The sequence below is a fragment of the Niallia tiangongensis genome, from assembly GCF_044704065.1.
Taxonomy (GTDB): Bacteria; Bacillota; Bacilli; order Bacillales; family Cytobacillaceae; genus Niallia; species Niallia tiangongensis.
Map to the genome: position 1 here is coordinate 4,786,860 of NZ_CP162613.1, position 25,053 is coordinate 4,811,912.

21 protein-coding genes are annotated in these 25,053 nt (G+C 36.2%); 7 read left to right on the forward strand and 14 right to left on the reverse strand.

What is annotated here, in order from left to right; all coding sequences use genetic code 11:
* Positions 1 to 309: 309 nt before the first annotated feature.
* On the reverse strand, positions 310 to 672 hold the full coding sequence (locus AB3U99_RS22650) for a response regulator (protein WP_400244079.1): 363 nt from the start codon (positions 670 to 672) through the stop codon (positions 310 to 312).
* 192 nt (positions 673 to 864) lie between these two features.
* Between AB3U99_RS22650 and AB3U99_RS22655 the strand changes: the two genes are divergently transcribed.
* The gene (locus tag AB3U99_RS22655; RefSeq protein WP_400244081.1) at positions 865 to 1,395 is read left to right on the forward strand and encodes a DUF2529 domain-containing protein; all 531 of its coding nucleotides are present in this window, start codon (positions 865 to 867) and stop codon (positions 1,393 to 1,395) included.
* A 125-nt stretch (positions 1,396 to 1,520) separates the two neighbouring features.
* Here the strand turns inward: AB3U99_RS22655 and AB3U99_RS22660 are convergent, their stop codons facing one another.
* The 3 genes from AB3U99_RS22660 to AB3U99_RS22670 all read right to left on the reverse strand — a co-directional run bounded on the left by AB3U99_RS22660 (position 1,521) and on the right by AB3U99_RS22670 (position 4,399).
* Positions 1,521 to 3,125 (reverse strand): CTP synthase, encoded by a 1,605-nt coding sequence (locus AB3U99_RS22660; protein ID WP_400244083.1) that lies wholly within the window; start codon positions 3,123 to 3,125, stop codon positions 1,521 to 1,523.
* Between the two features lie 243 nt (positions 3,126 to 3,368).
* Positions 3,369 to 3,953: a DNA-directed RNA polymerase subunit delta gene (rpoE, locus tag AB3U99_RS22665; RefSeq protein ID WP_400244084.1), complete on the reverse strand. Its 585-nt coding sequence runs from the start codon at positions 3,951 to 3,953 to the stop codon at positions 3,369 to 3,371.
* Between the two features lie 242 nt (positions 3,954 to 4,195).
* A complete protein-coding gene (locus tag AB3U99_RS22670) occupies positions 4,196 to 4,399 on the reverse strand; it encodes a hypothetical protein (RefSeq protein WP_400244086.1) in 204 nt (67 codons plus the stop codon).
* A gap of 200 nt (positions 4,400 to 4,599) precedes the next feature.
* Here AB3U99_RS22670 and cls point away from each other — a divergent pair, with 200 nt between their 5' ends.
* Positions 4,600 to 5,802, forward strand: coding sequence for a cardiolipin synthase (gene cls, locus AB3U99_RS22675; RefSeq protein ID WP_400244088.1), 1,203 nt, complete (start codon positions 4,600 to 4,602; stop codon positions 5,800 to 5,802).
* 117 nt (positions 5,803 to 5,919) lie between these two features.
* On the opposite strand, the gene AB3U99_RS22680 is transcribed toward cls, so the two are convergent.
* A complete protein-coding gene (locus tag AB3U99_RS22680) occupies positions 5,920 to 6,090 on the reverse strand; it encodes a XapX domain-containing protein (RefSeq protein ID WP_400244090.1) in 171 nt (56 codons plus the stop codon).
* A 1,725-nt stretch (positions 6,091 to 7,815) separates the two neighbouring features.
* Here AB3U99_RS22680 and AB3U99_RS22685 point away from each other — a divergent pair.
* From AB3U99_RS22685 to pstA, 3 genes are all read left to right on the forward strand, one after another.
* Positions 7,816 to 8,709 (forward strand): phosphate ABC transporter substrate-binding protein PstS family protein, encoded by an 894-nt coding sequence (locus AB3U99_RS22685; protein ID WP_400244092.1) that lies wholly within the window; start codon positions 7,816 to 7,818, stop codon positions 8,707 to 8,709.
* 210 nt (positions 8,710 to 8,919) lie between these two features.
* Positions 8,920 to 9,816, forward strand: a complete 897-nt coding sequence (pstC, locus tag AB3U99_RS22690; RefSeq protein ID WP_400244094.1) for a phosphate ABC transporter permease subunit PstC — start codon at positions 8,920 to 8,922, stop codon at positions 9,814 to 9,816.
* A 5-nt stretch (positions 9,817 to 9,821) separates the two neighbouring features.
* The gene (pstA, locus tag AB3U99_RS22695; RefSeq protein WP_400248157.1) at positions 9,822 to 10,745 is read left to right on the forward strand and encodes a phosphate ABC transporter permease PstA; all 924 of its coding nucleotides are present in this window, start codon (positions 9,822 to 9,824) and stop codon (positions 10,743 to 10,745) included.
* A gap of 174 nt (positions 10,746 to 10,919) precedes the next feature.
* Here pstA and argS read toward each other — a convergent pair whose 3' ends face one another.
* From argS to speE, 5 genes are all read right to left on the reverse strand, one after another.
* Positions 10,920 to 12,590 carry an arginine--tRNA ligase gene (gene argS / locus AB3U99_RS22700; RefSeq protein ID WP_400244096.1) on the reverse strand — a complete coding sequence of 557 codons (1,671 nt, stop codon included), beginning with the start codon at positions 12,588 to 12,590 and terminating at the stop codon, positions 10,920 to 10,922.
* Between the two features lie 2 nt (positions 12,591 to 12,592).
* A complete protein-coding gene (locus AB3U99_RS22705; protein WP_400244098.1) occupies positions 12,593 to 13,036 on the reverse strand; it encodes a DUF1934 domain-containing protein in 444 nt (147 codons plus the stop codon).
* Positions 13,037 to 13,194: 158 nt separating this feature from the next.
* The gene (locus AB3U99_RS22710; RefSeq protein WP_400244100.1) at positions 13,195 to 14,289 is read right to left on the reverse strand and encodes an SH3 domain-containing protein; all 1,095 of its coding nucleotides are present in this window, start codon (positions 14,287 to 14,289) and stop codon (positions 13,195 to 13,197) included.
* Positions 14,290 to 15,173: 884 nt separating this feature from the next.
* A complete protein-coding gene (gene speB / locus AB3U99_RS22715) occupies positions 15,174 to 16,046 on the reverse strand; it encodes an agmatinase (protein WP_031538966.1) in 873 nt (290 codons plus the stop codon).
* A gap of 56 nt (positions 16,047 to 16,102) precedes the next feature.
* Entirely contained in the window at positions 16,103 to 16,930 is an 828-nt protein-coding gene (speE, locus tag AB3U99_RS22720; protein WP_400244102.1) for a spermidine synthase, read from the reverse strand.
* Positions 16,931 to 17,300: 370 nt separating this feature from the next.
* Between speE and AB3U99_RS22725 the strand changes: the two genes are divergently transcribed.
* Positions 17,301 to 19,364, forward strand: a complete 2,064-nt coding sequence (locus AB3U99_RS22725) for a transglycosylase domain-containing protein (protein WP_400244104.1) — start codon at positions 17,301 to 17,303, stop codon at positions 19,362 to 19,364.
* Positions 19,365 to 20,301: 937 nt separating this feature from the next.
* Here the strand turns inward: AB3U99_RS22725 and AB3U99_RS22730 are convergent.
* From AB3U99_RS22730 to AB3U99_RS22740, 3 genes are all read right to left on the reverse strand, one after another.
* Positions 20,302 to 22,230 (reverse strand): endonuclease MutS2, encoded by a 1,929-nt coding sequence (locus AB3U99_RS22730; protein WP_400244106.1) that lies wholly within the window; start codon positions 22,228 to 22,230, stop codon positions 20,302 to 20,304.
* Between the two features lie 380 nt (positions 22,231 to 22,610).
* Complete coding sequence (locus tag AB3U99_RS22735; protein ID WP_400244108.1) at positions 22,611 to 23,120, reverse strand: YwhD family protein; 510 nt, start codon at positions 23,118 to 23,120, stop codon at positions 22,611 to 22,613.
* 276 nt (positions 23,121 to 23,396) lie between these two features.
* Positions 23,397 to 24,041 (reverse strand): site-2 protease family protein, encoded by a 645-nt coding sequence (locus AB3U99_RS22740; RefSeq protein WP_400248158.1) that lies wholly within the window; start codon positions 24,039 to 24,041, stop codon positions 23,397 to 23,399.
* Positions 24,042 to 24,222: 181 nt separating this feature from the next.
* Between AB3U99_RS22740 and AB3U99_RS22745 the strand changes: the two genes are divergently transcribed.
* Complete coding sequence (locus tag AB3U99_RS22745; protein WP_400244111.1) at positions 24,223 to 24,450, forward strand: 2-hydroxymuconate tautomerase; 228 nt, start codon at positions 24,223 to 24,225, stop codon at positions 24,448 to 24,450.
* 65 nt (positions 24,451 to 24,515) lie between these two features.
* On the opposite strand, the gene AB3U99_RS22750 is transcribed toward AB3U99_RS22745, so the two are convergent.
* Positions 24,516 to 25,022 carry a YwgA family protein gene (locus AB3U99_RS22750; RefSeq protein ID WP_400244113.1) on the reverse strand — a complete coding sequence of 169 codons (507 nt, stop codon included), beginning with the start codon at positions 25,020 to 25,022 and terminating at the stop codon, positions 24,516 to 24,518.
* Between the last annotated feature and the right edge of the window lie 31 nt (positions 25,023 to 25,053).

A 25,053-nucleotide genomic window follows, 5' to 3' on the forward strand; every position in this document is an offset into this window, starting at 1 on the left:
TTTTTCTATTTTGTCACAATTTAGTTTTGTCATTTGATGAATGAATGCGCTTCAAATATAGAGATATTTTCTAGTGTGAAAAATTCAACAGAAAAACCACCACCCCACTATTCGGATTGGCGGTTTTCTGCCTTTGTATATGACTGTTTTCATAATGTTTTACCGCTTCCCCCGCAGCCTAAATAATTAGTTTTTCCTAGCAGAAAATATCTTGTATAAAATATCACAGATTTTTTTCAAAATCGTAACCGAAATTCTTTTTAGGAATAAAGGATAATTTCTTAGAATATATGTATGATTTCCGAGTAATTACTCATTAATGTACTTTTTTACAGCATCTCTGAGATCATCAATATCAAACGGTTTAGCAAAATGAGTTAGTGCACCGAGATCTTTAGCTTCCTGAATCATATCTAGCTCTCCATAAGCTGTCATGATAATGACACGAATATCCTGATTAAGCTTTTTCATACGTTTTAATATTTCAATGCCATCCATCCCTGGAATTTTCATATCTAGTAGCACTAGGTCTGGAAATTCCTTTGCTACTATTTCTAACGCTTGAATGCCATTTGCAGCTTGAAAAGTTTTATATCCTTCCTTTTGAAAAACTTCATTCAAAAGGATTCTTATACCGAATTGATCATCAACAATTAGTATTTTCCCTTTCATATTTGAACCTTCCCTTCAAATTTGAGTTAATTTTATGTATTCTCCCGTTTTTTATCATAGTTATCTTTCTACTATTTGGTCAACTTCTCCTGCTAATTCCCTTAAATTTTACCTTTTCTCCATAATTAATTATAATTAACTACTATATAATGTGATTTACTGTTAATTTTTATAACAATGGAGGTTTTCCAAGTGCTTAAAATGTTCTCCACACAATTAAGTGGACTATTTAAAAGACTGCTTGAAAAAGAAGAGGAAGCAATCGAAGACAGCTCGAGATTATTAGCACAAGCCATCGTTAGTGATGGAAAAGTATATTTCTATGCAACGAATGAAATGGCAGGTGTGATTCGAGAGGCTACTAGAGGTATGGAGCCGATGCCAAGTGCAGAGGAATGGACAAGCTCTTCCCTTGATTTGATTACTTCAAACGATCGTTTCATTCTTTTCTCTCGTACAAATGATGAGGAAGAGATCAACAGTTTTGCTAAGACTTTATATGATGCTCAAATTCCTTTTGTTTCTGTCTGCTCGATCACTAATACCGGAATCAAATCAATGTTGGACTTTGCAGATGTTGCGATTGATTTAAAACTTTCTAAAGGTTTATTGCCTGATGACGAAGGGAATCGTTATGGCTATCCTTCCTTAATTGCTGCTCTCTTTGTCTATCATGGCATTAAATTTACAACCGATGAAATTTTAAAAGAATATGATATATAAATAGGAAGAAAAGTGACATTATACGTTACAAAAACTCACAAAAGAGGTTATTCCAAATAAAGGGAATAACCTCTTTTTTATTAACCCATTTTCTAATATTATCCACGAAAATGAATCTATCTTTATTATTTCTCCGCTAAGCGAATAGACGCACCAACAAATTCACGGAATAGTGGTTGTGGACGAGTTGGTCTTGAAATAAACTCTGGATGGAATTGAGAAGCAACAAACCAAGGATGATCCTTAAGTTCTACTATTTCTACTAGACGGCCATCTGGACTAGTTCCTGAGAAAATAAATCCTGCGTTTTCCATCTCTTGACGATATTGATTATTAAACTCATAGCGATGACGATGTCTTTCATAAATTACTTCGTCTTGATAAGCTTCATACGCTCTTGTGTCTTCTTTTAATTTACATGGATATAAACCTAAGCGAAGAGTTCCGCCTAAATCCTCTACATCCTTTTGTTCAGGTAAAAGATCGATTACTGGATGGGTAGTCTCTTCGTTAATTTCAGAAGAATGAGCATCATCCCAACCTAAAACATTACGAGCAAATTCAATAGACGCAACCTGCATTCCTAGACAAATTCCGAAGAAAGGAACTTTTTGTTCACGTGCATATTGTGTTGCTAAAATCTTCCCTTCAATCCCACGATCTCCGAATCCACCAGGCACAAGAATTCCATCTGCATCTTGTAGCAATTCTTGTACATTTTCTTTTGTTACATGCTCAGCATTAATCCACTCGATATCAATATCAGCATCATATGCATAACCAGCATGCTTCAATGCTTCTACAACAGAAATATAAGCATCTTGTAGCTCTACATATTTACCAACTAGAGCGATTTTTGTTGTTTTTGACAGATTACGAACGCGATCTACTAATTCAATCCATTCTGTCATATCTGCTTCTTGACATTTTAGTTTTAAATGCTCGCATACAATTTGGTCAAGGTTTTGCTCTTGTAATGCTAAAGGAATCGTATAAAGTGTATCCGCATCACGGCACTCAATAACCGATTTATTGTCGATATCACAAAATAATGCGATTTTGTCTTTCATATCTTCAGAAATAGGTTTTTCTGTTCTTACTACAATAACATTAGGCTGTATTCCCAAACTACGCAGTTCTTTTACACTGTGTTGTGTAGGTTTTGTTTTCATTTCTCCTGCAGCTTTAATATAAGGTACTAATGTACAGTGAATATACATAACGTTATCGCGGCCGATATCACTTTTAATTTGGCGAATAGCTTCTAAGAAAGGTAATGATTCAATATCCCCAACTGTTCCACCAATTTCCGTAATAACAACATCTGCATTTGTTTCACGACCCGCTCTATATACGCGCTCTTTAATTTCATTCGTGATATGTGGAATTACTTGAACTGTACCGCCAAGATAATCTCCTCTACGTTCTTTTCTTAACACGGTAGAATAGATTTTTCCTGTTGTAACGTTGTTATATTTCGTTAAATTGATATCAATAAAACGCTCATAGTGCCCTAAGTCTAAATCTGTTTCCGCGCCATCATCTGTTACAAATACTTCCCCATGCTGATAAGGACTCATTGTACCAGGATCCACATTGATATACGGGTCAAATTTTTGAATCGTTACACTTACACCACGATTTTTCAGTAAGCGTCCAAGAGAAGCTGCTGTAATCCCTTTTCCTAGTGAAGAAACTACTCCACCTGTTACAAAAATATATTTTGTCATTATAATATCCCCCTTGATTTAAGTTTGCTCCAATTCCTCTTTATTTAAGACGAATTAGCTAATTTTTTTAGAGGGGTATGAAACGATTGCTGTTTACTTCTTTACTAAAAAATAAAAAGCGCTCCACTTACTTTCTACAAGTAAGGGAGCGCTATATTTAGCGAATTTAAGTTCGTTCCTCTTTTTAAGGAGCCCAAAAAAGATTTTACTAGCAACGACAGTAAATGTCAAGACTAGGGAGAATTATTTATCCTCGTCCTCTTCATCAGCAAATTCGTCGTCTTCTTCTAACTCATCTTCTTCTTCATCCAACTCATCATAATCTTCGTCGAGTTCTTCATCGAAATCTTCATTTTCCGATAAATCATCGTCTAATAAATCATCGTCTTCCTCTTCATCCAAATCATCATCGTCCTCATCTAGAAGCTCTTCATCATCTAGATCATCATCAAAGTCATCAAAATCGTCCTCGTCTTCGTCTAAGCTATCAAAATCATCGAAATCCTCATCGACTGCTTTTTTCGCTTTTTTCTTCTTTGGTTTTGTTACTGTTACAACATCTTCTTCTGATTTATCTACCGGGTACCATAGGCGAAGTCCCCAACGATTGTCCCCTAATGATAAAAAGCGACCATCAATATTCACATCTGTATAAAATTGGGCTATTTTTTCATTAACCTCTTCTTCACTTAACTCTACTAATTTTGCTACTTCATTCATTAGTTCATTAAATGCATAAGGTGTTTTGCCGCCATTCATAATTTCATGCGCTACATCAATTAGTGACATTTCTCTTAATTCTTCTTTTGTGTATTTATCAACACTCATTATTTCGCACTTCCTTTCTTATCTACTCTTATCCCCTTCCTGAAAGCTTGGAACAATTCAGGTGGAAGTTTCACGTTTCGGGAGTTTATTATTTTTTATACATCTTATTGATCTTGTAAAAATCAATCCATTTAACCTATCTTCTTTTAGTAGGTCGGTTTTAAGGAAAGAAACCTAACTAAAATAGTAAAAATACATATTCTCCATTATAAACAAATTTTAGGTGAATATGCTAGTTCTAGTTAAGGTTTATTTAACTTTTCTTTGAAATAGAAGTTTTTCTTCTCTTTTCCGACTTTATTTTGATCTGATTGTTTATTCATCGCTAGTTTAAAAAAGAGAAGGGATAAGAGAAAAAAGCCGATGGAGCCCAATTGATGCTGATAAAGGAAAGAAAACAAAACTGCATATAAGATTATTCCTATCGAAATCAATATTTTCCGCATTGCTAATCCATCCCAACTTAATTAATAATTTATCTTTCCTTCTAGAATAACGATTATTGGAAGTACCCTGCAAGTTTCTTTTTTATATTTGCTATTTTTCAAACAAATGGTTGATAATTCTTAAAATTCTCCTATAAAAAAATAAGGTATGAAAGGAATAAGATATCGGCAATACTATCTTTTTAAGGAGGGAATTATAAATGAAGATATTCTTGATTATCCTATGCATTATTGCCATACTTATTTTCCTTCTCTATATAGACTATCAATTAGGAAAGAGAGCACACAAAAAACGAATAGATCGAAAAAATCATCCTTTTAGATATACTGATTTCCACATATATTCAGACGGGACAGAACTATTCCCAGCCTTGTTTCAAGCAGTCAAAGAGGCCAAAAGCCATGTTCATATTCTTTTCTATACGATTAAAACAGATAGCATTTCGAATGAATTTCTAGATCTTTTAAAAACAAAAGCACATGAAGGGGTGGAAGTACGCCTTATTTTAGATTGGTTAGGCAGTATAAATATAAGAAAAAAAATAAGAAGAAAGTTAAAGCAAGCGGGTGTTCAATTTGCGTTTTGCCAGCTCCCGAAGTTCCCTTTTCTCTTTTACTCCTTACAAGTAAGAAATCACCGAAAAATCGCTATCATTGATGGAAAAGTTGGTTTTATGGGTGGTTTTAACATCGGGAAGGATTATATTCATGAGAACTTTAAATTAAGTCCATGGCGTGACTACCATCTTCAATTGAAAGGAGAAGGCGTCGATGACTTACAACGAGAATTTTTAATTGACTGGTTAAAAGCCTCTAAAATAAATTTACTGCAAAACCGTGTGTACTTTCCGGTGCAGAAACAGGGTGAAGCTAGACATCAGATAATACCTACACAAGGGGTTTATTTAGAAGAAATAATATGTAATCTAATCAAAAATAGCAAAAGCTCTCTTTTCATTGCTACACCTTACTTCATTCCTAGCAATCGAATAACAGAGGAATTATTAAGGGCATTACATAGAAACGTTAGCCTTACCATCCTTATCCCAAATAAAGCCGATCACATGCTTGTTAAAGAGGCGGCTTTTCCCTATTTACGCAAACTATTAAAGAATGGGGCAAGTGTTTATCAATATATGAATGGGTTTTTCCATGGTAAATTAATAAATGCCGATGATGAAATTATCATTATCGGTTCATCTAATTTTGATAGGCGTAGCATCTTTTTGAACCACGAACTGAACTGTTGCATTTATGACCCTGTTTTCATTGATAAAATGAATAAAATTACTACTATGGATTTAGAACAAGCAAAGGAGTTATCCTTCGAGGTTTTAAAGAAGATAAATTTATGGAGTAAACTAAAAGAATGGCTTGCCCTACTTGCTGCCCCATTTTTATAGAGTGAAGCTTCAATCAGCGGGAGATGCCTCCCCCTGATTGAAAATGGAACTAATTAGGCTACAATTCGTCTCTTCATTTTGCTAAGGTGATTAACTACCCATTGTTTAAGAATAAACTTATCTTTGAAAAAGAACACTAATCCATTCAAATGCACGGTAGCCAGCATATATTCCAAAAATACCTACGATACCTGAAAATGCACCTGGGGCTGGGATCGGCAGTTTCAAAACACCAAAAATGAATCCAGTTAAAAATCCGGTTACTAAAGCAAATATCACTAATTTCATAAGTATCTCCCCTTCAAAAGTAGATACTTTTATTATTCGAAAAGATAGGTCGAAATATCCGATGATTCCTTAATCATCTCAAATTGTTGACAAACAATTTTAAATTTATGGTTCCGTTTTTGTTACCACCTAATGGGAAGTTGATTTCCGCTAAAGGAGTTCGCTTTCCGACTGCGGGGAATAGCAACAAACTTTACGAAAAAAGCCTTCGTTTTTAACCCTTGTCTGGTCAGATGGATTCACCTTTGTCCCCGTTGATTTTGCGCTGCTTAGCTCATCCAAGAAAGACAATCGATTTTGTGAAATGGATTCATCAATTGATAAGAGAACATCAGGTTACAAACGACGTTTAGAAGCTATAAAGTCAAAACCAGATGTGATGTCCAACCTGATTCAGTTTGGCCTTAGAAAAAGGAGTAAATGCAGATTATGTACTAATGTACACTTGGTTTACGCATGCTCCATTAATAGAATCCATTACTGCAAAAGGATTAGATATCCTTGGTATGTTTAAACAAATGAAGCAACGTTATCACTAGCATAACCAACTTTTAAAGCTCGATGAGTTATTTAAGTTGGTCAAGCCTACTCTTGGAAAGAAAGACCTTCTAGGATTTATTCAAGTCAGCTTAAAAAACGACGTCCAGATAGCTGTAAAGATTGCTTTTTGTGAGAAATCACAATAAGAAGAGCGAGTGGTTAGCAGTCTTATGCTCAGATACAGCTATTTGTGAGGAGGAAATCGTCTGAATCTATGGAATCCGTTGGTACATAGAAACGTTTTTTAAATGCACCAAATCTTTCTTAAAGCTTGCAAAAGAATTTCAAGGAAGATCCACGACTCTATAATCAGCCACCAAACACTTGTTTTTCATACGGTACATTCTGCTTGAATGGCAACGCAGAAAGGAACAACCCTTAGACATTGGGTCATCTGTTTTTTTAATGTGTGAAGATGTCAAGAATTTAGATAGGTTAACAGCCTTACAACCATTACTAGAGCTATTTGAAACACTGTTAAAAGACAAGGTTTCTTTGAGCACGAAAGCTATAATGAGTCAATTAACACAATGGTTTCAAACTCTACCTTGTTATATCAAGGATTCATTGAGTTTTTCTATGTGCGAAAGTTGACTGTATATTATTAATCTGTTTTTGATTGGGAGAATGTTGTTTATGAAGAATAAGTGGGTTATTAATTAAGTGAGTGTTTCCACTATTTATGTTATACCAACATTTTTTTGTAGATACCTCCAATAAAAAAACAGACTGTTAGAGGATAATCCCTCTTTATCAGTCTGTTTTTTTAGCTAAGCCTTCTTATGAATGATGAATGAATGAATAAATATATTATCTATCCTCTTAAGAAAGAAAGCGTGTGATTAAGTTCCCCCACTGTACATTCATAAAAAGGAAGTGTCAGAACCTTAAAATAAAATATGAACCGACACTTCAAAATCATATTCTTAACCCTTAATCAAGATAAGAAAATGAAGAGCATATTAATAGTATACTCCCTATATATTTTCTTTTTTTTAAGGAATTGTAAATACATATTAATTTTTGGCAGGACTAGCAATAAGAAATCCTTTTCGTTCATTTTTTTTGCAACTTTACATTAACTTTAAATCAACTTCACAATCCATTAATTTTCCAGCTATATAATGAACTTGTTTTAAAACAATAGACAAGAGAAAAAATCATCTTAATTTGGAGGTCAAAACATTGAAACTAAAAAACTTAAAATTGTCTTTTGCTGCATTATTAATGACTGGTGCTCTTGCAGCATGTGGGAATTCAGAAGAATCTACTAAAGAGAACGATACTTCTTCCGAACCAAAACAAGAAGAAATATCTGGTACTGTTACCGCAGCTGGTTCTACTGCTTTACAACCATTAGCAGAAGAAGCTGCGAACGATATTTTAGAAATATATCCTAATTTAAGTGTTACTGTTCAAGGCGGAGGAAGTGGCACGGGGGTAAACCAAGTGGCTGCTGGAGCGATTGACATTGGTAACTCTGATGTACCTGCAGCTGAAAAGCTAGAAGATCAATCAAAAGTCGATCAATTTGTTGATACTAAAGTAGCTGGTATTGCTTTTGCTGTAGTGGTCAACAAAGATGTAAGTGTTGATAGTTTAACAGATCAACAGTTACAAGATATTTTCTCTGGTAAAATTACAAACTGGAAAGATGTTGGCGGAGAAGATGCTGAGATTAATGTTATCAATCGTCCAGCTTCATCAGGTACACGCGCAACTTTTGAAAAAACCATTATGAATGGCGTTACTGTTGATGACAGCATCGGAACAGCCCAAGAATCAAACGGTGCAGTTGAACAGGCTATCAATTCTACTCCTGGTTCCATTAGTTATTTAGCAATGTCTTACTTAGTTGGCGATAAACAAGATAGTTTAACAACTTTAAAAATTGATGATGTGGAGCCAACAACAGAAAATATCGCTTCAGGTGATTATAAGTTCTGGGCCTATGAGTATATGATTACAGATGGTGAACCTACTGGGGCTACAAAAGCATTTATTGACTACATTTCTGGTGATGGTTTCGCTGACAAAGTGAAAGAAATGGGTTATATTCCAATGACTGAATTAGAATAAGTTTATTCTAACGCTTGTCTAAAAGGTAAACAGAATCATGATTATGATAACTATCTAGTAAACAAGTTATCATCATTAGATAAGAGTATTTCATTAAGAAGCTATTCTTATCTTCCTATCAAATTGCTACTAGATATCTTGAAAGGGCTGATTCTTATTGGACAGCCTTTTTCTTGCTTTTGTTTTTCCTAGGATAAAGGGGGAGTTCTAATGCGTAAGAAACAAAACATAAATTACTTAAAAAATGAGTATTTAGGAAGAGCATTTGTCACTTTTTGCGGTCTTTTGATTGTTGCCATTACATTATCTATCATTGTCTTTATCTTTAATAAAGGCATTCAATCTTTTATTCATAGCAACATCTCTATAATAGAAATGTTAACCTCTACAAAATGGGCACCAAATACAACTGGAGATGGATCTTATGGCGCTCTAGTTTTTATTGGTGGTTCAACTATTGTTTCACTTGGCGCAGTCTTAATTAGTACTCCTATCGGGATAGCTCTTGCCATTTTTATGAACCATATCTCACCTAGATTTGGTTCCAAAGTGCTGAAACCTGTTTTAGAATTATTAGTTGGTGTTCCTTCTGTTGTTTATGGATTATTGGGAGTGACTATAGTAGTTCCCTTGTTAAGAAATCAATTTGGGGGAGTTGGCTTTAGTTTATTAGCCGGGATTATTGTTTTAAGTGTGATGATACTCCCTACCATCGCCAGCCTTGCTGATGATGCAATCAAGAATGTCCCTTTTGATTTTTTAGAAGCATCGTATGGACTGGGTTCCACAAGATGGCAAACGATCTGGCGAGTAATCATTCCAGCATCAAGTAAAGGGATTTTAACTGGAATTATCTTAGGGCTGGCAAGAGCATTCGGTGAGGCTTTAGCCGTTCAAATGGTTATCGGAAATACGATTAAGCTACCAGACAGTTTATATAGTCCTACTTCGACATTAACGGGAATCTTAACAATGGATATGGCGAATACGATTAATGGCACAGCTTGGAACAATGCTCTATGGTCTCTTGCAATGATTCTACTACTTATTTCCTTTCTCTTTATCTTACTTATAAGAGCTGTCGGAAGAAAAGGAGACATAAAATGATGAAAATCAAAGCAAAAACAATGAATAACATAATGACTGGAATCTTTTATGGGATTGCTTTTATCATTGTTGCTCTACTGGTTTTTTTAATTGGAGAAATTATTATCAAGGGCTGGGGATTTTGGGATCCATCCTTTCTTTTTGGTAAACCAAGTAATCTAGCAGCTGGAGGCGGAATTGGTCCCCAATTATTTAATTCCTTTTACCTTCTATTTATCACTCTTATCATTTCGACTCCACTTGGGATTGGAGCCGGAATATACTTAGCTGAATATGCAAAACAAGGGCGCTTTTTAAATTTCGTTCGATTATGTATTGAAACAATGGCCTCCCTTCCGTCCATTGTAGTTGGGCTTTTCGGCCTCTTAGTCTTTGTTACTTTTTCTGGTTGGGGATATACCTTATTTGGTGGGGCTTTAGTTATTACTATTTTAAATCTCCCAGGTTTAACAAGAGTTTGTGAGAATGCCATTACTTCCATCTCTTCAGAAGTAAAGCAAGCTAGTCTTGCCCTTGGAGCAACTAGATGGCAAACGATTATAAAAGTAGTCCTACCTGCTGCTTTGCAACAAATCATTACAGGGATTATATTAGCAGCGGGGAGAATCTTTGGGGAAGCCGCTGCCCTTATTTATACCGCTGGGTTAACTACACCTATTCTAAATTCAGCAGCACCTATTGATAGTCCGATGAATCCATTTAACCTATTTCGTCCGGCCGAATCATTAGCTGTGCATATATGGAAATTAAATTCAGAGGGCATTGTTCCAGATGCCAAATTAATCGCTACTAAATCAGCAGCTGTTCTTATCATTATGGTGCTTTTATTTAATATTATCTCTCGAATACTAGGGAATCTTCTAGATAGGCATTTAACTGGTACAAAACGAACGAAAAGGAAGAAAAATAAGGAAAATGCGGTTATGTAAAGCCAATGCCTTTTGTAAAAATAAATAAGCTCTGTATCTATTTTGTATTATAACTAATAGGTACAGAGCTTTTATATATTATTTATCCCACTCTTACTGTCCGTAGGGGTCGGAATGGTTCAACTAGCCTTCAGGGGAGATAAAGGACCCCCCACTGATGGAAGTTCCACTTTATTACATTTTTTCTGGCGCGGATACACCAATTAGGGCAAGGGCGTTTCTTAATGTTATTTGCGTTGCTTGGATTAATGCTAGTCGTGCTTTTGTTCTTTCTAGATTGTCTGCATCTAATACCTTTTCTGCGTTATAGAAGCTATGGAAAGTCGATGCTAAGTCATAAATGTAATTTGTAATTCGGTGCGGCATTCTCTTTAACGCTGCTTCCCCTACTGCTTGTGGGAATTCGCCTAGTTTTTTCAATAAGTCAAATTCTTTTTCTGCAGTGATTAACGATACGTTTAGTTCATCAGCAAGCTCGATTCCTTGTTCTTTTCCTTGTCTTAAGATACTTGAAATACGCGCATGTGCGTATTGTGCATAGTATACTGGATTTTCATTGGATTGTGATACAGCAAGATCTAAATCAAAATCTAAATGCGTATCTGCACTTCTCATTGCAAAGAAGTAACGTGTTGCATCTAAGCCTACTTCTTCTACTAAATCTCTCATTGTAACAGCTTTTCCAGTACGTTTACTCATCTTCATTTTTTCGCCATCTTTATAAAGATGAACAAGCTGAATAATTTCTACTTCTAATGCATCTTTGTCATAGCCTAATGCTTGAATAGCTGCTCTCATACGTGGAATATAGCCGTGATGATCTGCACCCCAAACATTAATAAGCTTTTCAAATCCTCTTTCTAGCTTATCCTTGTGATAGGCTATATCTGGTAATAGATACGTATAAGAACCATCATTTTTGATAAGAACACGGTCTTTGTCATCACCGAAATCAGTTGAACGTAACCAAGTAGCTCCATCTTGTTCAAAAATATAGCCATTTTCTTTTAATGCGTTTAACGCAACATCAATTTTTCCATTTTGATAAAGAGATGTTTCAGAGAACCACACATCGAACTTCACGCGGAAATCTTCTAAATCCTGCTTTAATTTAGCCATTTCATACTTCAGGCCATATTCACGGAAAAAGTCAAAACGTTCCTGTTCTGAAACATTTACATACTTATCGCCGAATTCCTCTGCTAGTTTTTTTCCGATTCCGATAATGTCTGCACCATGATAGCCATCTTGTGGCATCTCTTTTTCTATTCCTAACGCTTGGAAATAGCGTGCTTCTACTGATAATGCTAGGTTATTAATTTGGTTACCAGCGTCATTAATATAGTATTCTCTTGATACAGCATAACCCGCTTTATCTAAAATATTAGAAAGAGAATCCCCTACTGCTGCACCACGAGCATGTCCTAAATGAAGGTCCCCCGTTGGATTTGCAGAAACAAACTCCACTTGTACCTTCTCTTTGTTTCCAATAGTAGTCTGTCCGTATTGATCTCCTGCTTTAAGAATAGTTGGGATTAAATCTGTTAAATAACTGTTATCCATATAAAAATTGATAAAACCAGGTCCTGCGATTTCTACTTTTTTAATAGATGCCTTTGTTTGATCAAAGTTCTCAATAATAGCATCCGCAATCATTCTTGGTGCCTTTTTAGCCACTCTTGCTAATTGCATCGCCATATTCGTAGAATAATCACCATGTGCTTTTTCTTTTGGTAATTCCAATACTACCTCTGGAATTTGTTCTTCTGTTGCTAATCCAGCTTTTATCACACTTTGCTTAATTTCTTCCTTTAACTTATCTTTTATTTGATTTACAATATTCATTCTTACTCTGTCTCCTCCTTAAATGAAATGGTCATATGATAGGTTCCATTATTGCTGCCTTGCATTTTTAAATCATATAGAATATCTAATGATCCTGTTGTTGCTTGCTCTTCTACTTCTAATGCAAGCCTCTTTGTATCTGTTACTAATTGAAAGACACCGTACGGACTTTCGTAGCTGCCAATTTTTTGTTTATTAATAAGAAAAGGCAGACGCATTTTCACTGCCCCACTTCGAAGGATTAATCCTTCTTTTCCAGTGACTTTTATAATTGTTTTAATGGTGCCTTCTTCTATGATTTCTTCATATTTTATATATTTACTAGTATCTTTTTCTAAGTATTGACCAAACCCAATCCACTCAATACTTTCTTTATTTTTCCCGTTATATATATGTGTTGTAACTTTTAATTTTACAGGCACCTGTTGCGCTGATGGTTGAGACAACGACAACACTTCCTTTTCTTTTACTGTGTAACTTTATAAGTATAAATTTTTTATAGGGGAAGTGCAAGATGGTTCGATAAATGGACGTAGATATTATCTGTGCTTAAGGAATTCCATCCATAGAAAAAACCTACAGCGAATTCCTGTAGGTTTTCGTTTTAATAGTTGCTTAGCTCCTTGATAGGTGTTTGTATAATCACTGGATTCTTTTTAGGGTCTAACCATTTAAGAATCTTCACAACATTCGCTTCTGAGGTTGCTGTACATCCAAGGGTGTAGCTATTTGCAATATGGAAGAAGATTGCACTGCCTTTGTACGGAGTACGTTTTGTATTGTAGTTAATAACAAACCCATATTTGTAGGCAGGTACATTCATATTTTCCGCACTTTTCCATTGACCATTTGTTTTCTTTTTCGATTGCCATGTATTATATAGCTTAGATTTTGGATCATCTACCCACACATCATCATTGGTAATTTTTCGATAAGGTAATTTTGTTCCAGGATTATTTTTGGTGCCAAAGGCTGTCCCAATTGTAAATTTTCCGATCGGAGATTTTTTTCCGCCTTCCTTCATATTTGAAGTGAAGCCAAGTTTACCAATATATCCAGCTGTAGTTAAAACTGGAATCCATTCCCCTTTCGCATTCTTTTCAAATGTACGAATTTCAGCAGCGGATGCATTATATCCATTTGATGTGACAAGAATCAATTGCTTGTTTTTCCCTACCGTCTTTAGACCTGCTGCTAAATTATTGGGAGCAGCTGGCTTTTTGGTAGTCAGGTATTTAGTGGAGATCCAGCCAGTTTTATTTCCAACTATTACTTTGCTCCAAGTTCCTTTTGTTTGCGATACTTTTACAGATTGATTCTTTTTGACGGTCGCAACTATCTTATACGTGGTGCCTGCACCGCTTCTCACATTTAAGGTACTCGCTGTCACATACATTGTTTTTGTAGTTGCTTTTGTAGCTGGCTTCTTTGTTGTTAAATATTTATCGGAAGCCCACCCCGTTTTCTTTCCAACTGTCACCTTATCCCAAGAACCTTTTGTTTGCGTCACTGTCACAGCTTGATTTTTCTTAACAGTGGTAACTACTTTATATGAGGTGCCTGCTCCACTTCGAATATTAAGTGTACTCGCTGTCACATACTTCATTTTTTTACTGGCAGCTTGAGCAGTGTTTACCGTGTGAAATCCTGTAAATAAAACCAATACTCCTATTAAAAGGACAAAAACTTTTTTACCCATTTTATTCCCTCGCTTTATCAAAATGATGATATGTTCTAATCTATTTTTCCAGATTCATTCACTTCAAAAACAGCTCAAACTTTTCAATTTTTCTATATTTTAACATATCATAACAGGTTTTACGCTGGGAATTTTTTAGAGGGATATTGTTGTGATTCGTAATGGTAGAGGAGATAATGAAGAGTATATGACACAACTAAATAGATAATCTGTAAAGACGAACAATGTTAATTTAGCTCTTAAAAAAAGGCTTCTTTCTCATACTGATTATTTATGTTTATAAATTTAGTTAAATGTAAAAACTAATTCGTTCCATTGCGCTACAGACACTCGTTTTTATAAGTTGTTTTTTGTTAATATTTCCAAAGCAATTCAATTAATTTGAAAAACTGAGCAGCCTGAATACACGGAATGCTCCTGTGGGATTAGCGAGGAGGCCACTGAAAAACTGTTAGCTATTGATGATTGAAAGTAACCTCTTTCTAAACTTAGATGTGGGAATTGTTTTCCGCTTTCAAATCTCAAAATCCTAGTTGAATTTAGATTAAACATACTTTTTCAGTGGCCTCATTAGCGAGACTGCTGAGACCCTGCAGGCCAAAGGCAGACCGCTGCTCAGCGTGAGCCCCACGGAAAGCGAAGTGTATTCAGGCTGCGGATAATAGCACAAACTTTACTGAAAAAATCTTTTATAAAACTGTAAATAAATCCGAACAATAACACGTAACTCTAGTGCAGTTGTTCGGATTTTTCTCTAACTGGAATACTTATGTCCCAACCTCTTTTTCTTTAGCTAAGATACTTATGTCCCAGCAACTTTTTAAGCAGTTAGCTTCCCAATGATTCAAGCGGGATTTTACTCGGCTACTGCGTAAGATTTTTTATTATTTTACAAATCCTAAAAGCATTTCGCGGATTAATTTACTTGCCGTATTCGCTGTTTGTTCAGATGGATCATAGATTGGCGCCACTTCAACTAAATCTGCTCCAACTACTTGAACGTTAGAACGAGCGATTTCATGAATAGACGCCAATAATTCTTTAGAAGTGATTCCGCCTGCATCTACAGTACCAGTACCTGGTGCATGCGCTGGATCTAGTACATCAATATCTATCGTTACATAAACAGGTCTGCCTGCAAGCGTTGGTAAAATTTCTTTTAAAGGCTCTAGTACTTCAAACTTAGAAATATGCATTCCTACTTCTTTTGCCCATTGGAACTCTTCTTTCATTCCAGAGCGGATACCAAAGGAATAAACGTTTTTTGGACCAATTAGATTGGCTACCTTTTTGATTGGTGTAGAGTGGGAAAGTGGCTCTCCTTCATACTCATCACGCAAATCTGTATGGGCATCCATATGTATGATTGCTAAATCTGGATATTTTTTATACATCGCTTGGAATACACCCCAAGATACTAAATGCTCTCCACCCATTCCAAGAGGGAATTTATTATCTCCTATTACTTTGTCCACAAATTCTTCAATCATATCTAGGCTTCGTTGCGGATTTCCAAACGGAAGCGGAATATCACCTGCATCAAAATATTTTACTTCATCAAGCTCTCTATCTAAATATGGGCTGTACTCTTCTAACCCAACTGATACCTCTCGAATTCTAGCAGGACCAAAACGTGAGCCTGGACGGAAGCTAACAGTCCAATCCATCGGCATTCCATATAATACCACTTGGCTTTCTTCATAATTTGGATAACTTTTAATAAATACATTTCCTGAATACGATTCATCAAAACGCATTAGTAATCACTCCTTTTTCTATTCCGGGACAGCTCGCTCAATAAGCGGCTATTCTCCTACTCACAAAGATCCTGAACAAACTTTGGCAAAACAAAGGCTGCTTTGTGTAGTTCTTTCGTATAATATTTTGTTTCTATAGAATGGAAACGACTCTCTGGTACCTGCAATGGATCATATTGCTTAGAACCAACAGTAAACGCCCACATGCCACTTGGATATGTTGGAATATTGGCGATATATAATCTGGTTATTGGAAAGATTTCTCTTACATCTCTTTGTACAGAACGAATTAAATCTCCTTTAAACCACGGGTTGTCGCTCTGAGCAACGAAAAGACCATCATCCTTTAATGCTTTCGCTATCCCTGCATAGAAGCCTTTTGTAAAGAGATTAACAGCTGGTCCTACTGGTTCTGTTGAATCGACCATGATTACATCATATTCCTTCTCGCTTTTGGCAATATGCATAAAGCCGTCGCCTACTTGGACATCTACTCGCGGGTCATCCAGCTTCCCTGCTATCTCTGGTAAAAACTGCTTACTATATTCAATTACTTTACCATCAATATCAACAAGCGTCGCCTTTTTAACACTTGGATGCTTTAATACTTCCCGAATCACCCCGCCATCGCCGCCACCAACAACGAGGACCTGCTCAGGGTTTGGATGTGTAAATAGCGGAATATGGGCTACCATTTCGTGATAAACAAATTCATCTTTAACGGAAGTCATTACCATATCGTCCAATAACAGCATATTTCCCCATTCTTCTGTTTCTACCATATCTAACTTTTGAAACGGTGTCTGTTCTGTATGTAATATACGTTTGATTTTCATCGTGATACCAAAATGATCAGTCTGCTTCTCCGTAAACCAAATTCCCATTTTTCATATCCTCCATTCATTTGATTGGTTAAAGTACTTATAAGCTAGAAAGTTGAAATTCTTGTTAAGATGCCTGCTGCTTTTTTTGCAGGAGGCAAGAACCCCTGCTCCAGTCACTCAGACTATTAAGTCTTACCTTTAAAGAAACATTTTTTATGAAAGCAACCTTCTTTTTATACTTCCCAATCAAACAAATAACAAACACGAAAAAAGTATAGTGGATATTTGCAAAAATGCAAAGAAATTTTTTTATATTCCATGATAAAAATGTTTAAAACGCCAATCTTTACCACATACTAGTGCTATCTATTTAATGCTTTGTTTAAAACGATAAAAAACGAAGGAAAATCAACTAAGGAGGTGTCATGTATTGGAAGTCATTGTAAATAGACTAAAGAACTCTGGAAAGTATTTACGCTTATTAATCATATTGGGGCTCCTTTTCATGATAACCGCAAGCATCATTTTTATCGGTATATATGTATATGCTCGTACATTAGGACCTCCTCCTCTAGCCGTTTCCCAATCCACCATCTACTACTCAGATAACGGCAGTATTATTGGAGAAAGCAGTAATGGGCAAAAAAGATATTGGGTTTCCATTGATGATATTAGTCCTTATTTAGTGGATGCCACTGTTTCTATTGAAGATAAGAATTTTTATTCCCATCATGGTTTTGATTATAAACGGATTGGCGGGGCAATTTTAGCTGATATTAAAGCGATGGCGAAAGTACAAGGGGCAAGCACGATTACGCAGCAATATGCCCGAAACTTATTTTTAGAGCATGAAAAGACGTGGACCCGAAAAATTGCAGAAGCTTTTTACACCCTTCGCCTAGAAATATTTTATACAAAGGATGAAATTCTAGAAGGCTATATAAATACAATCTATTATGGTCATGGAGCGTATGGAGCAGAAGCAGCGAGTCAATATTACTTTAGTAAGGAAGCCTCGAAGTTAACTCTGGCCGAGGCAACGATGCTTGCTGGTATTCCGAAGGGACCTAGTATTTATTCTCCATTTTCATCGATGGAGAACGCCAAAAAAAGACAAGGCATCATCCTAAACTCATTAATTGAAAATAGCTATATAACGGAAGAGGACAAAACATTAGCTTTAAATGAAGAACTCTCTCTCGTAGGGAAATTCCCAAATGCTAATATGGAAACAGCTCCTTATTTTCAAGACGCTGTTAAAAACATTCTTAAAAACCAGCTTCACTTAGATGACAAAACGATTCAATTAGGCGGCTTAAGGGTGTACACAACCTTGAATACAGAGCAGCAAAAGATTGCAGAGGAAACGATTACCCATACGATAAATAAGGATAGCAATATTCAAATAGGCTTTGTTTCCATGGATCCATCTACCGGATATGTTAAAGCAATGGTGGGTGGAAGAGATTATGAAGAAAGCCCTTTTAACAGAGCAATTCAAGCGACTCGTCAACCTGGTTCTACGATAAAGCCTTTATTATATTACGCAGCACTTGAACACGGTTTTACTCCTGTTACCATGATGAGCAGCGAGAAAACAACCTTCCGTTTTGATGATGGAAGGGATCCGTATACTCCGCATAATTTTAATAATAAATATGCAGATGGCAATATAACAATGGCCCAAGCGCTCGCCGTTTCCGATAATGTTTATGCTGTTAAAACTCATCTGTTTTTAGGTCAGGATACATTGGTAAAAACAGGAAAAAAATTTGGCGTTACAACCGATTTACAGGAGCTACCTTCTCTCGCTCTTGGAACATCCAATGTTCGCGTAATCGATATGGCAAATGCTTATAGTATGTTTGCCAACGGAGGAAATAGTGTTTCCCCTGTTTTCATTACAAAAATTGAGACAAATGACGGGCAGATACTCTATGAACATAAAGCGAAGAAGGAAAAGGTATTAGATACGGATTTAACCTTCGTGATGAACCAAATGATGACAGGCATGTTTGATCCTAATCTAAATGGCTATGCATCTGTAACAGGGAGTACCGTTAAAAATGAGATAACAAGAATTTATGCCGGCAAATCTGGTTCTACCGAATCAGACAGCTGGATGATTGGTTATACCCCACAACTAGTGTCTGCTGTTTGGACTGGTTATGATCAAGGGGAGCCAATTACACTAACTGCTGATAAAACCTATGCCAAAAAGGTTTGGGTGCAATTTATGGAACAAAGCTTAAAAGAGGAGCCAATCAAGGGATTCCCCCCTACAAAAGGTACTGTTGGCGTGTACATCGACCCTAAGAGCGGAAAACTTGCAACAGATGCTTGTGAAACAAAAAGAATGATGTATTTTACAAAAGAAACTGTTCCAACAGAATATTGCGCTGATTTACCGAAAGACGATTCCAGTGATAACCCAGCAAATAATGAAAAAGGAAAAGAAAAAGTGCCATGGTATAAACGGATTTTGCCTTGGTAGGAAGAAAGTTTGAAAAGAGTCTGGGACATAAGCATTTCAATTAGTAATAAACACGAATTCCCATGCAATGTAGACGCATTTTCGTTCGTGTTTTTTGTTTTAGAAAGAAGGTTTCAAAAAAGTCTGTTGCTATTACCCGCAGTCTAAAATACACTTCGCTTTCCATGGGGCGAGCGCCAAGCCTCCTCGTCGCTAGCTCCTGCGGGGTCTCGGACTTTCTCGCTGCTCCCATAGGAGTATACGTGTATTCAGACTGCTCAGTTCTTCCATATAATTAAATTTTTCTATTAAAATTTTTTTAGAAAAGACTTTAAAAAACGCAATGGAACGGCTTAGTTTTTACATGTGACTATATTTAAAAACATAAATAACCATCCTGAGAAAGTAGCTTTATTTAAGCGCTAAATTAGAGATTGTTCGTCTTTACAGATTGGCTACTTAGTTTTGTCCCAGCCTTTTTTTGTTTAGATCAATTAGATAGCGAGAACTTTTCTCTGTTACCTTCGAAGGCTTTTTTTTGCTTTGTCGGGCTTAGAGACGGATCCTCTGTTACCTTCGAAGGCTTCTTTTTGCTTTGATGGGCTTAGAGGCGGATCCTCTGTTACCTTCGAAGGCTTCTTTTTGCTTTGATGGGCTTAGAGGCGGATTCTCTGTTACCTTCGAAGGCTTCTTTTTGCTTTGTCGGGCTTAGAGACGGATCCTCTGTTACCTTCGAAGGCTTTTTTTTTGCTTTGTCGGGCTTAGAGACGGATCCTCTGTTACCTTCGAAGGCTTCTTTTTGCTTTGTCGGGCTTAGAGACGGATTCTCTGTTACCTTCGAAGGCTTCTTTTTGCTTTGTCGGGCTTAGAGGCGGATTCTCTGTTACCTTCGAAGGCTTCTTTTTGCTGAAATGGGCTTTAAGACAACTTCTCTGTTGCCTTTTCCCAATCTCCCTCTTTATTCCTCCTCCAGCCAAACGTCTTCCACATATTTTCTTTTTTGCTGCTTGCTTATTTTTCGATATTCTTTTGATTTAAAAATAATATCAAAATCATAATCTTCTGGATAAAGCTCTATTCCTTTTATATATAGCTTTAATCGTTTTTGGTTAACTATTCTTTTTTCCTGGCGAACCTGTACTACATATCTTCCTTGTGCATCTGGCCCTTGGTAAACAATTCCCATCTCATTTGTCTCTGTAAGAATAACATTATCTCCTTGCTCAAAAATAGGCGCTTGAGACGGAGGGATATTAACCGTTTTTTTCACCAATGAGTTTCTTGCGTATTTATTAACAACGATTTGCTGTTTATAATTCGCATCATCTAAACGTTGCTCCTGATGGAAATTCCGATGTGTTTTATACGTTATCTCATGGGCTTTTTCAATTAGCTTAGGGTGCAGACCCAATTTGCTTGCAATTTCAAATGCTTGGCTTCTTCCACTTTGCCCTAATAATAGTTTATACGTCGGCCGCAGCGTATCGATATCAAATTCCATCGTTCCATTCAAAAAGCCTTCTGTTTGATCCGCAAATTCTTTCATTTCACTATAATGAGTTGTGGCAAATAATGTTGCCCCTTTTTGATAAAGCTGTTCCAAAATGACAATCGCAAGTGCCATCCCTTCTCCCGGATCTGTGCCTGATCCTAGCTCATCAAGTAGTATGAGAGAGCGATCATTGGTCGTTCTTAAGATATCAATAATATTCACTAGCCTTGAGCTAAACGTACTTAAATTTTGTTCAATGCTTTGTCCGTCGCCGATATCCACAAATATATGCTGAAAGACCGCAATTTTGCTGCCGTCTTTTGCAGGAATCAGTAAGCCTGATTGTGCCATCATTGTTAATAAACCAATCGTTTTCAATGTTACCGTTTTTCCACCTGTATTCGGACCAGTTATTACTAATGCCCGATGTTCTTCCCCAAACGAGATGGTCAAAGGTACAGCCTTTTCACCTAGCATTGGATGGCGGGCTTCTTTTAAATGAATCGTATAGTCTTCTGTTAAAACAGGGGGATTCGCTTCAATGGATCTACAATATTTTGCTTTCGCAAATAAAACATCATAATAGTGCATTGTTTCTATGGCTAATTGAATTGCCTCTTCCTCGCCTAAAAGTCTTTCTGTTAATTCATATAATATCCGTTCCACCTCGTACTCTTCTGCAAGCTTCATTGTTTCTATTTCCGCTTGCATATCTGCCAATTCGAGCGGTTCGATAAATACAGTTGCTCCTGATGCTGAGGTATCTAGTACACTACCTTGGATTTTCGTACGATATTCTCTTTTTACTGATAGAGTCAGATGACCACTACGTTCTGATACAATTTTATCTTGCAGATAACCTGCATATTTTTTTGATTTCACAAGTTGGTTCGCTTTTTCTTTTACTCTGTCTGTCAAGATTGATAGCTGCCTTCTTAAATAAGCTAAGTCACTAGAAGCATAGTCATCGACATTACTATGCCTAATGCATCTCGCTATTTCTTCTGTAAGCTCCCGAACATCAGGGATGGATTGAACGTAAAGAGAGACATTCGGCGCTGCATATTCTTTATCACGCATAAACTGCTTTAGCTTTGTGCAATGCTCTAAAAAGGAAATCACAAACGGAAATTGGTCTGCTCGAATATAGATTCCTTTCTTCGCTTGGTTAAGATAAAGGGACATTTCGTCTAGTGTATGAATGGGCACACTGCTTGATATTTCTAATATTTTCATGGCCTCTTCTATTTCTTTTATCGACTGCTCCATTCTTCTTATGTCCTGCATAGGTCGAAGTTTTTGGATTGTTTCTTTCGCTAAATTAGTTTTCGCAAAAGTTTCTATTTCCTCTAAAATTCTATAAAATCCTAGCACTTCAAATGTCTGTTGATTCATTTTATTACCTCCTGCTTTTCTTTAAAAATAAAAAAAGCTAGCGTGAACAAACGCTCACACTAGCTTTTTGGGGCAGACCTATCCGCCTTTAAAACGGCGTTAGGAAATCCTTTGCAATAAAGTAAAAAAGCTATGACAAATATGCCATAGCTTCTATCTCTATTGCTTGCTATGAGGCTTATTCTTAACCTTCCTTGAAATTCGCATGCTAAATAAACCGGTATAATCCCGATTTTTTCATCAAAATTCAAGGCCGTATAAAATTAACGGTTAGTTAAGAACAATCACACTCATAAAACAATCTCCTTTAAAGGGGTTTTTATTTTTACTCCCTTTTAGTTTATCGATTTCTCTCTTCAATTGTCAACATTTTCAAAAAATTAATCTACTAAATCCTTTTTCAGTTGGTCTAAGGAATTAGACCATAGTTGCTGATCATGGTTTTTTAAGAAATCAGCAAGCACCTTTTTGGACTTATCATCCATATGATTGACCATAATATGTCTTTTCATACTTTTATCCATCTTATTCACATGCTCTGGAAGAGACTTATATCCTCTGCGAATAGAACGGTCCACGGTCATTTCACATGCTGTCACTCCAGCATAATATGGTCCTTCAGGCTTACGGTCAATTGTTACCCACACTAGCCAATAAGGCTTGCCATTTGGTACTTCTTCTTTCGTTTTCAAAAATTTGATACCACGCTCTACAGCACTTCTTGCATGCATGGCTCCGATATCTACGATTGCTTCTCCTTCTTCCACATCAATAATAACAGGAGAGACATTTTCTAAACTAAGACTGCCAATTCCAAATCCTTTATGTCCATCTGTTGGGTCATTTTTAATAATATTAAATCCCATTGTTTTTTTCTTTTTTTCTTCCACTTTTCATACTCCTCCCGTGATTTATTAGCTGCTATGTCGTCTGACTCCTGAGGTAAATAAAGGGAACCTTCCATCAACGGGGGTTTTCCTTCATCCCCTACTGAGGGTTAGTTGAACCAATCGGACCTTTACAGACAGTTGATCTCCCACCTATCTTCCTCGAATTCTCATTAGTAAGAAGTGAGAGTCTTACTATCCGTTAAGAGTGGGATAATTTCTGGCGTATAAAAAACGACTCTTTCCCATGCTGTGAAACTTATCAATCTGATAGAACAACTAAAACAATAATTGATTAAACAGCTGGAGAAAAAAGATTCGTACAAACTCAATCCAAGGGAATATCGTATAGCTCGATAAACCTGTTACAATTAACACAATAAATAAAATCGATCCATATACCTCATACTTTGACATTTGTGCTCTTACTCGAGAGGAAACCAAATCCTCAATAATTCGGTAACCATCTAGTGGTGGTAGAGGGATTAAATTAAAAGCAAAGAGTAATAAATTCATATAAATAAAAATTTGAAAAAACGGATATAAATCAAAATTGCTTCCTAGTGGTACATTTAACTTTATTAATATTGCAATAATTATAAAACCAAGAAAAGCTAGTAGTAAGTTACTAACCGGACCTGCTAATGATACCAATACTCCAGCGAGCTTAGGTCGTTTAAAGTAATGACGATTAACCGGTACTGGTTTCGCCCATCCAAACCCTGCAAGCAAAATAAAGATTGCACCAACTAGGTCAATATGAACGATTGGATTTAACGTCAGCCTTCCTTGCTTTTGCGCTGTTGGATCGCCAAATTTATAGGCTACAAATGCATGTGCAAATTCATGGATGGTAAAACCTATTACAATGGACAAAATAATATAAGGCAAATCCGCCAAATTTTGCGAAAATAACAAATGAATAGCTCCCCTCTATACTCAGTTTCTATGGAAAAGGTTTCTTTTCTCTCTATGTTTCCTTTTAAAATTATACATGATTATAATTTGGAAAGGAAAATATTCTTTCTCCTAGGAAAAAGCATACGGAATAATCCCTATTTTATACCTACTATCTCGAATAAAGACTTGCACTTTTCCAAAAAATATGAAAAACTACTATCAAAAACCAAGGAGGATTTTAACCATGCCCTATGTAACTGTAAAGATGCTAGAAGGTAGAACAGAGGATCAAAAGAGAAATCTAGTAGAGAAAGTAACAGAAGCAGTTGTTGAGACAACAGGAGCATCCAAGGAAAAAGTTGTTGTCTTTATTGAGGAAATGCCAACAAACCATTATGCTGTAGCTGGCAAACGCCTAAGCGATCAAGAATAACTAGCATCATTAGAAAAAGGGCATCCAAAGCAATGTTACAATTTGCTTTGGATGCCCTTTTTTATTTAATGAACCGTTTTTTCTTTTAAATTGTCAATATATGCGTAGGCTATCTCCATTTCTTCCTCTGTATATTTTTGCTTTGCCTTTAAAGTAAAAACCTTTTCCTTTACCTCTTCTTTCGATAAGGTATCGAAGAATAGAACTGTGGAAACAAGCTCAAGAAACCTTGAATTTTGGCCATTCATATCTTCGAGACAAGGGGATAAGTTAGGCATCTCCACTTCATTAAGGGCAAGAAATTCTTTTCCATTATCTGTGAGCGTATAGCGATATTGGAAATATCCTCCCTTTTTTTCTTTTACTTCATTTAAAAATCCCATATTGCATAATTCTTCTACTCGCAAAGTTAATTCTTCTGAATAGGGACCGAAAAAGTGAAATTGATATTTTTCATGAAAAGGAAAATCAAGCTTTTTCGCAATATATATCATTTTTTGTAGCTTTTTTCTTCCAATAATTTCGCCCGAAGCAGCAATTGCTTTCATTACTTTGGCATGATCTTTTAACAAATTGGGTCATCTCCTACTCCATTTAATCCTA

Coding starts and splice junctions, on each gene's coding strand:
- AB3U99_RS22710 (WP_400244100.1), bottom strand. CDS start 14,289: ATGGGTAAAAAAGTTTTTGTCCTTTTAATAGGAGTATTGGTTTTATTT.
- AB3U99_RS22670 (WP_400244086.1), bottom strand. CDS start 4,399: ATGCGGAAAATATTGATTTCGATAGGAATAATCTTATATGCAGTTTTG.
- AB3U99_RS22680 (WP_400244090.1), bottom strand. CDS start 6,090: ATGAAATTAGTGATATTTGCTTTAGTAACCGGATTTTTAACTGGATTC.
- argS (WP_400244096.1), bottom strand. CDS start 12,590: ATGAATATTGTAAATCAAATAAAAGATAAGTTAAAGGAAGAAATTAAG.
- AB3U99_RS22650 (WP_400244079.1), bottom strand. CDS start 672: ATGAAAGGGAAAATACTAATTGTTGATGATCAATTCGGTATAAGAATC.
- rpoE (WP_400244084.1), bottom strand. CDS start 3,953: ATGAGTGTTGATAAATACACAAAAGAAGAATTAAGAGAAATGTCACTA.
- speE (WP_400244102.1), bottom strand. CDS start 16,930: ATGGGAATTTGGTTTACGGAGAAGCAGACTGATCATTTTGGTATCACG.
- cls (WP_400244088.1), top strand. CDS start 4,600: ATGAAGATATTCTTGATTATCCTATGCATTATTGCCATACTTATTTTC.
- AB3U99_RS22660 (WP_400244083.1), bottom strand. CDS start 3,125: ATGACAAAATATATTTTTGTAACAGGTGGAGTAGTTTCTTCACTAGGA.
- AB3U99_RS22730 (WP_400244106.1), bottom strand. CDS start 22,230: ATGAATCAACAGACATTTGAAGTGCTAGGATTTTATAGAATTTTAGAG.
- pstC (WP_400244094.1), top strand. CDS start 8,920: ATGCGTAAGAAACAAAACATAAATTACTTAAAAAATGAGTATTTAGGA.
- speB (WP_031538966.1), bottom strand. CDS start 16,046: ATGCGTTTTGATGAATCGTATTCAGGAAATGTATTTATTAAAAGTTAT.
- AB3U99_RS22745 (WP_400244111.1), top strand. CDS start 24,223: ATGAAAAACTACTATCAAAAACCAAGGAGGATTTTAACCATGCCCTAT.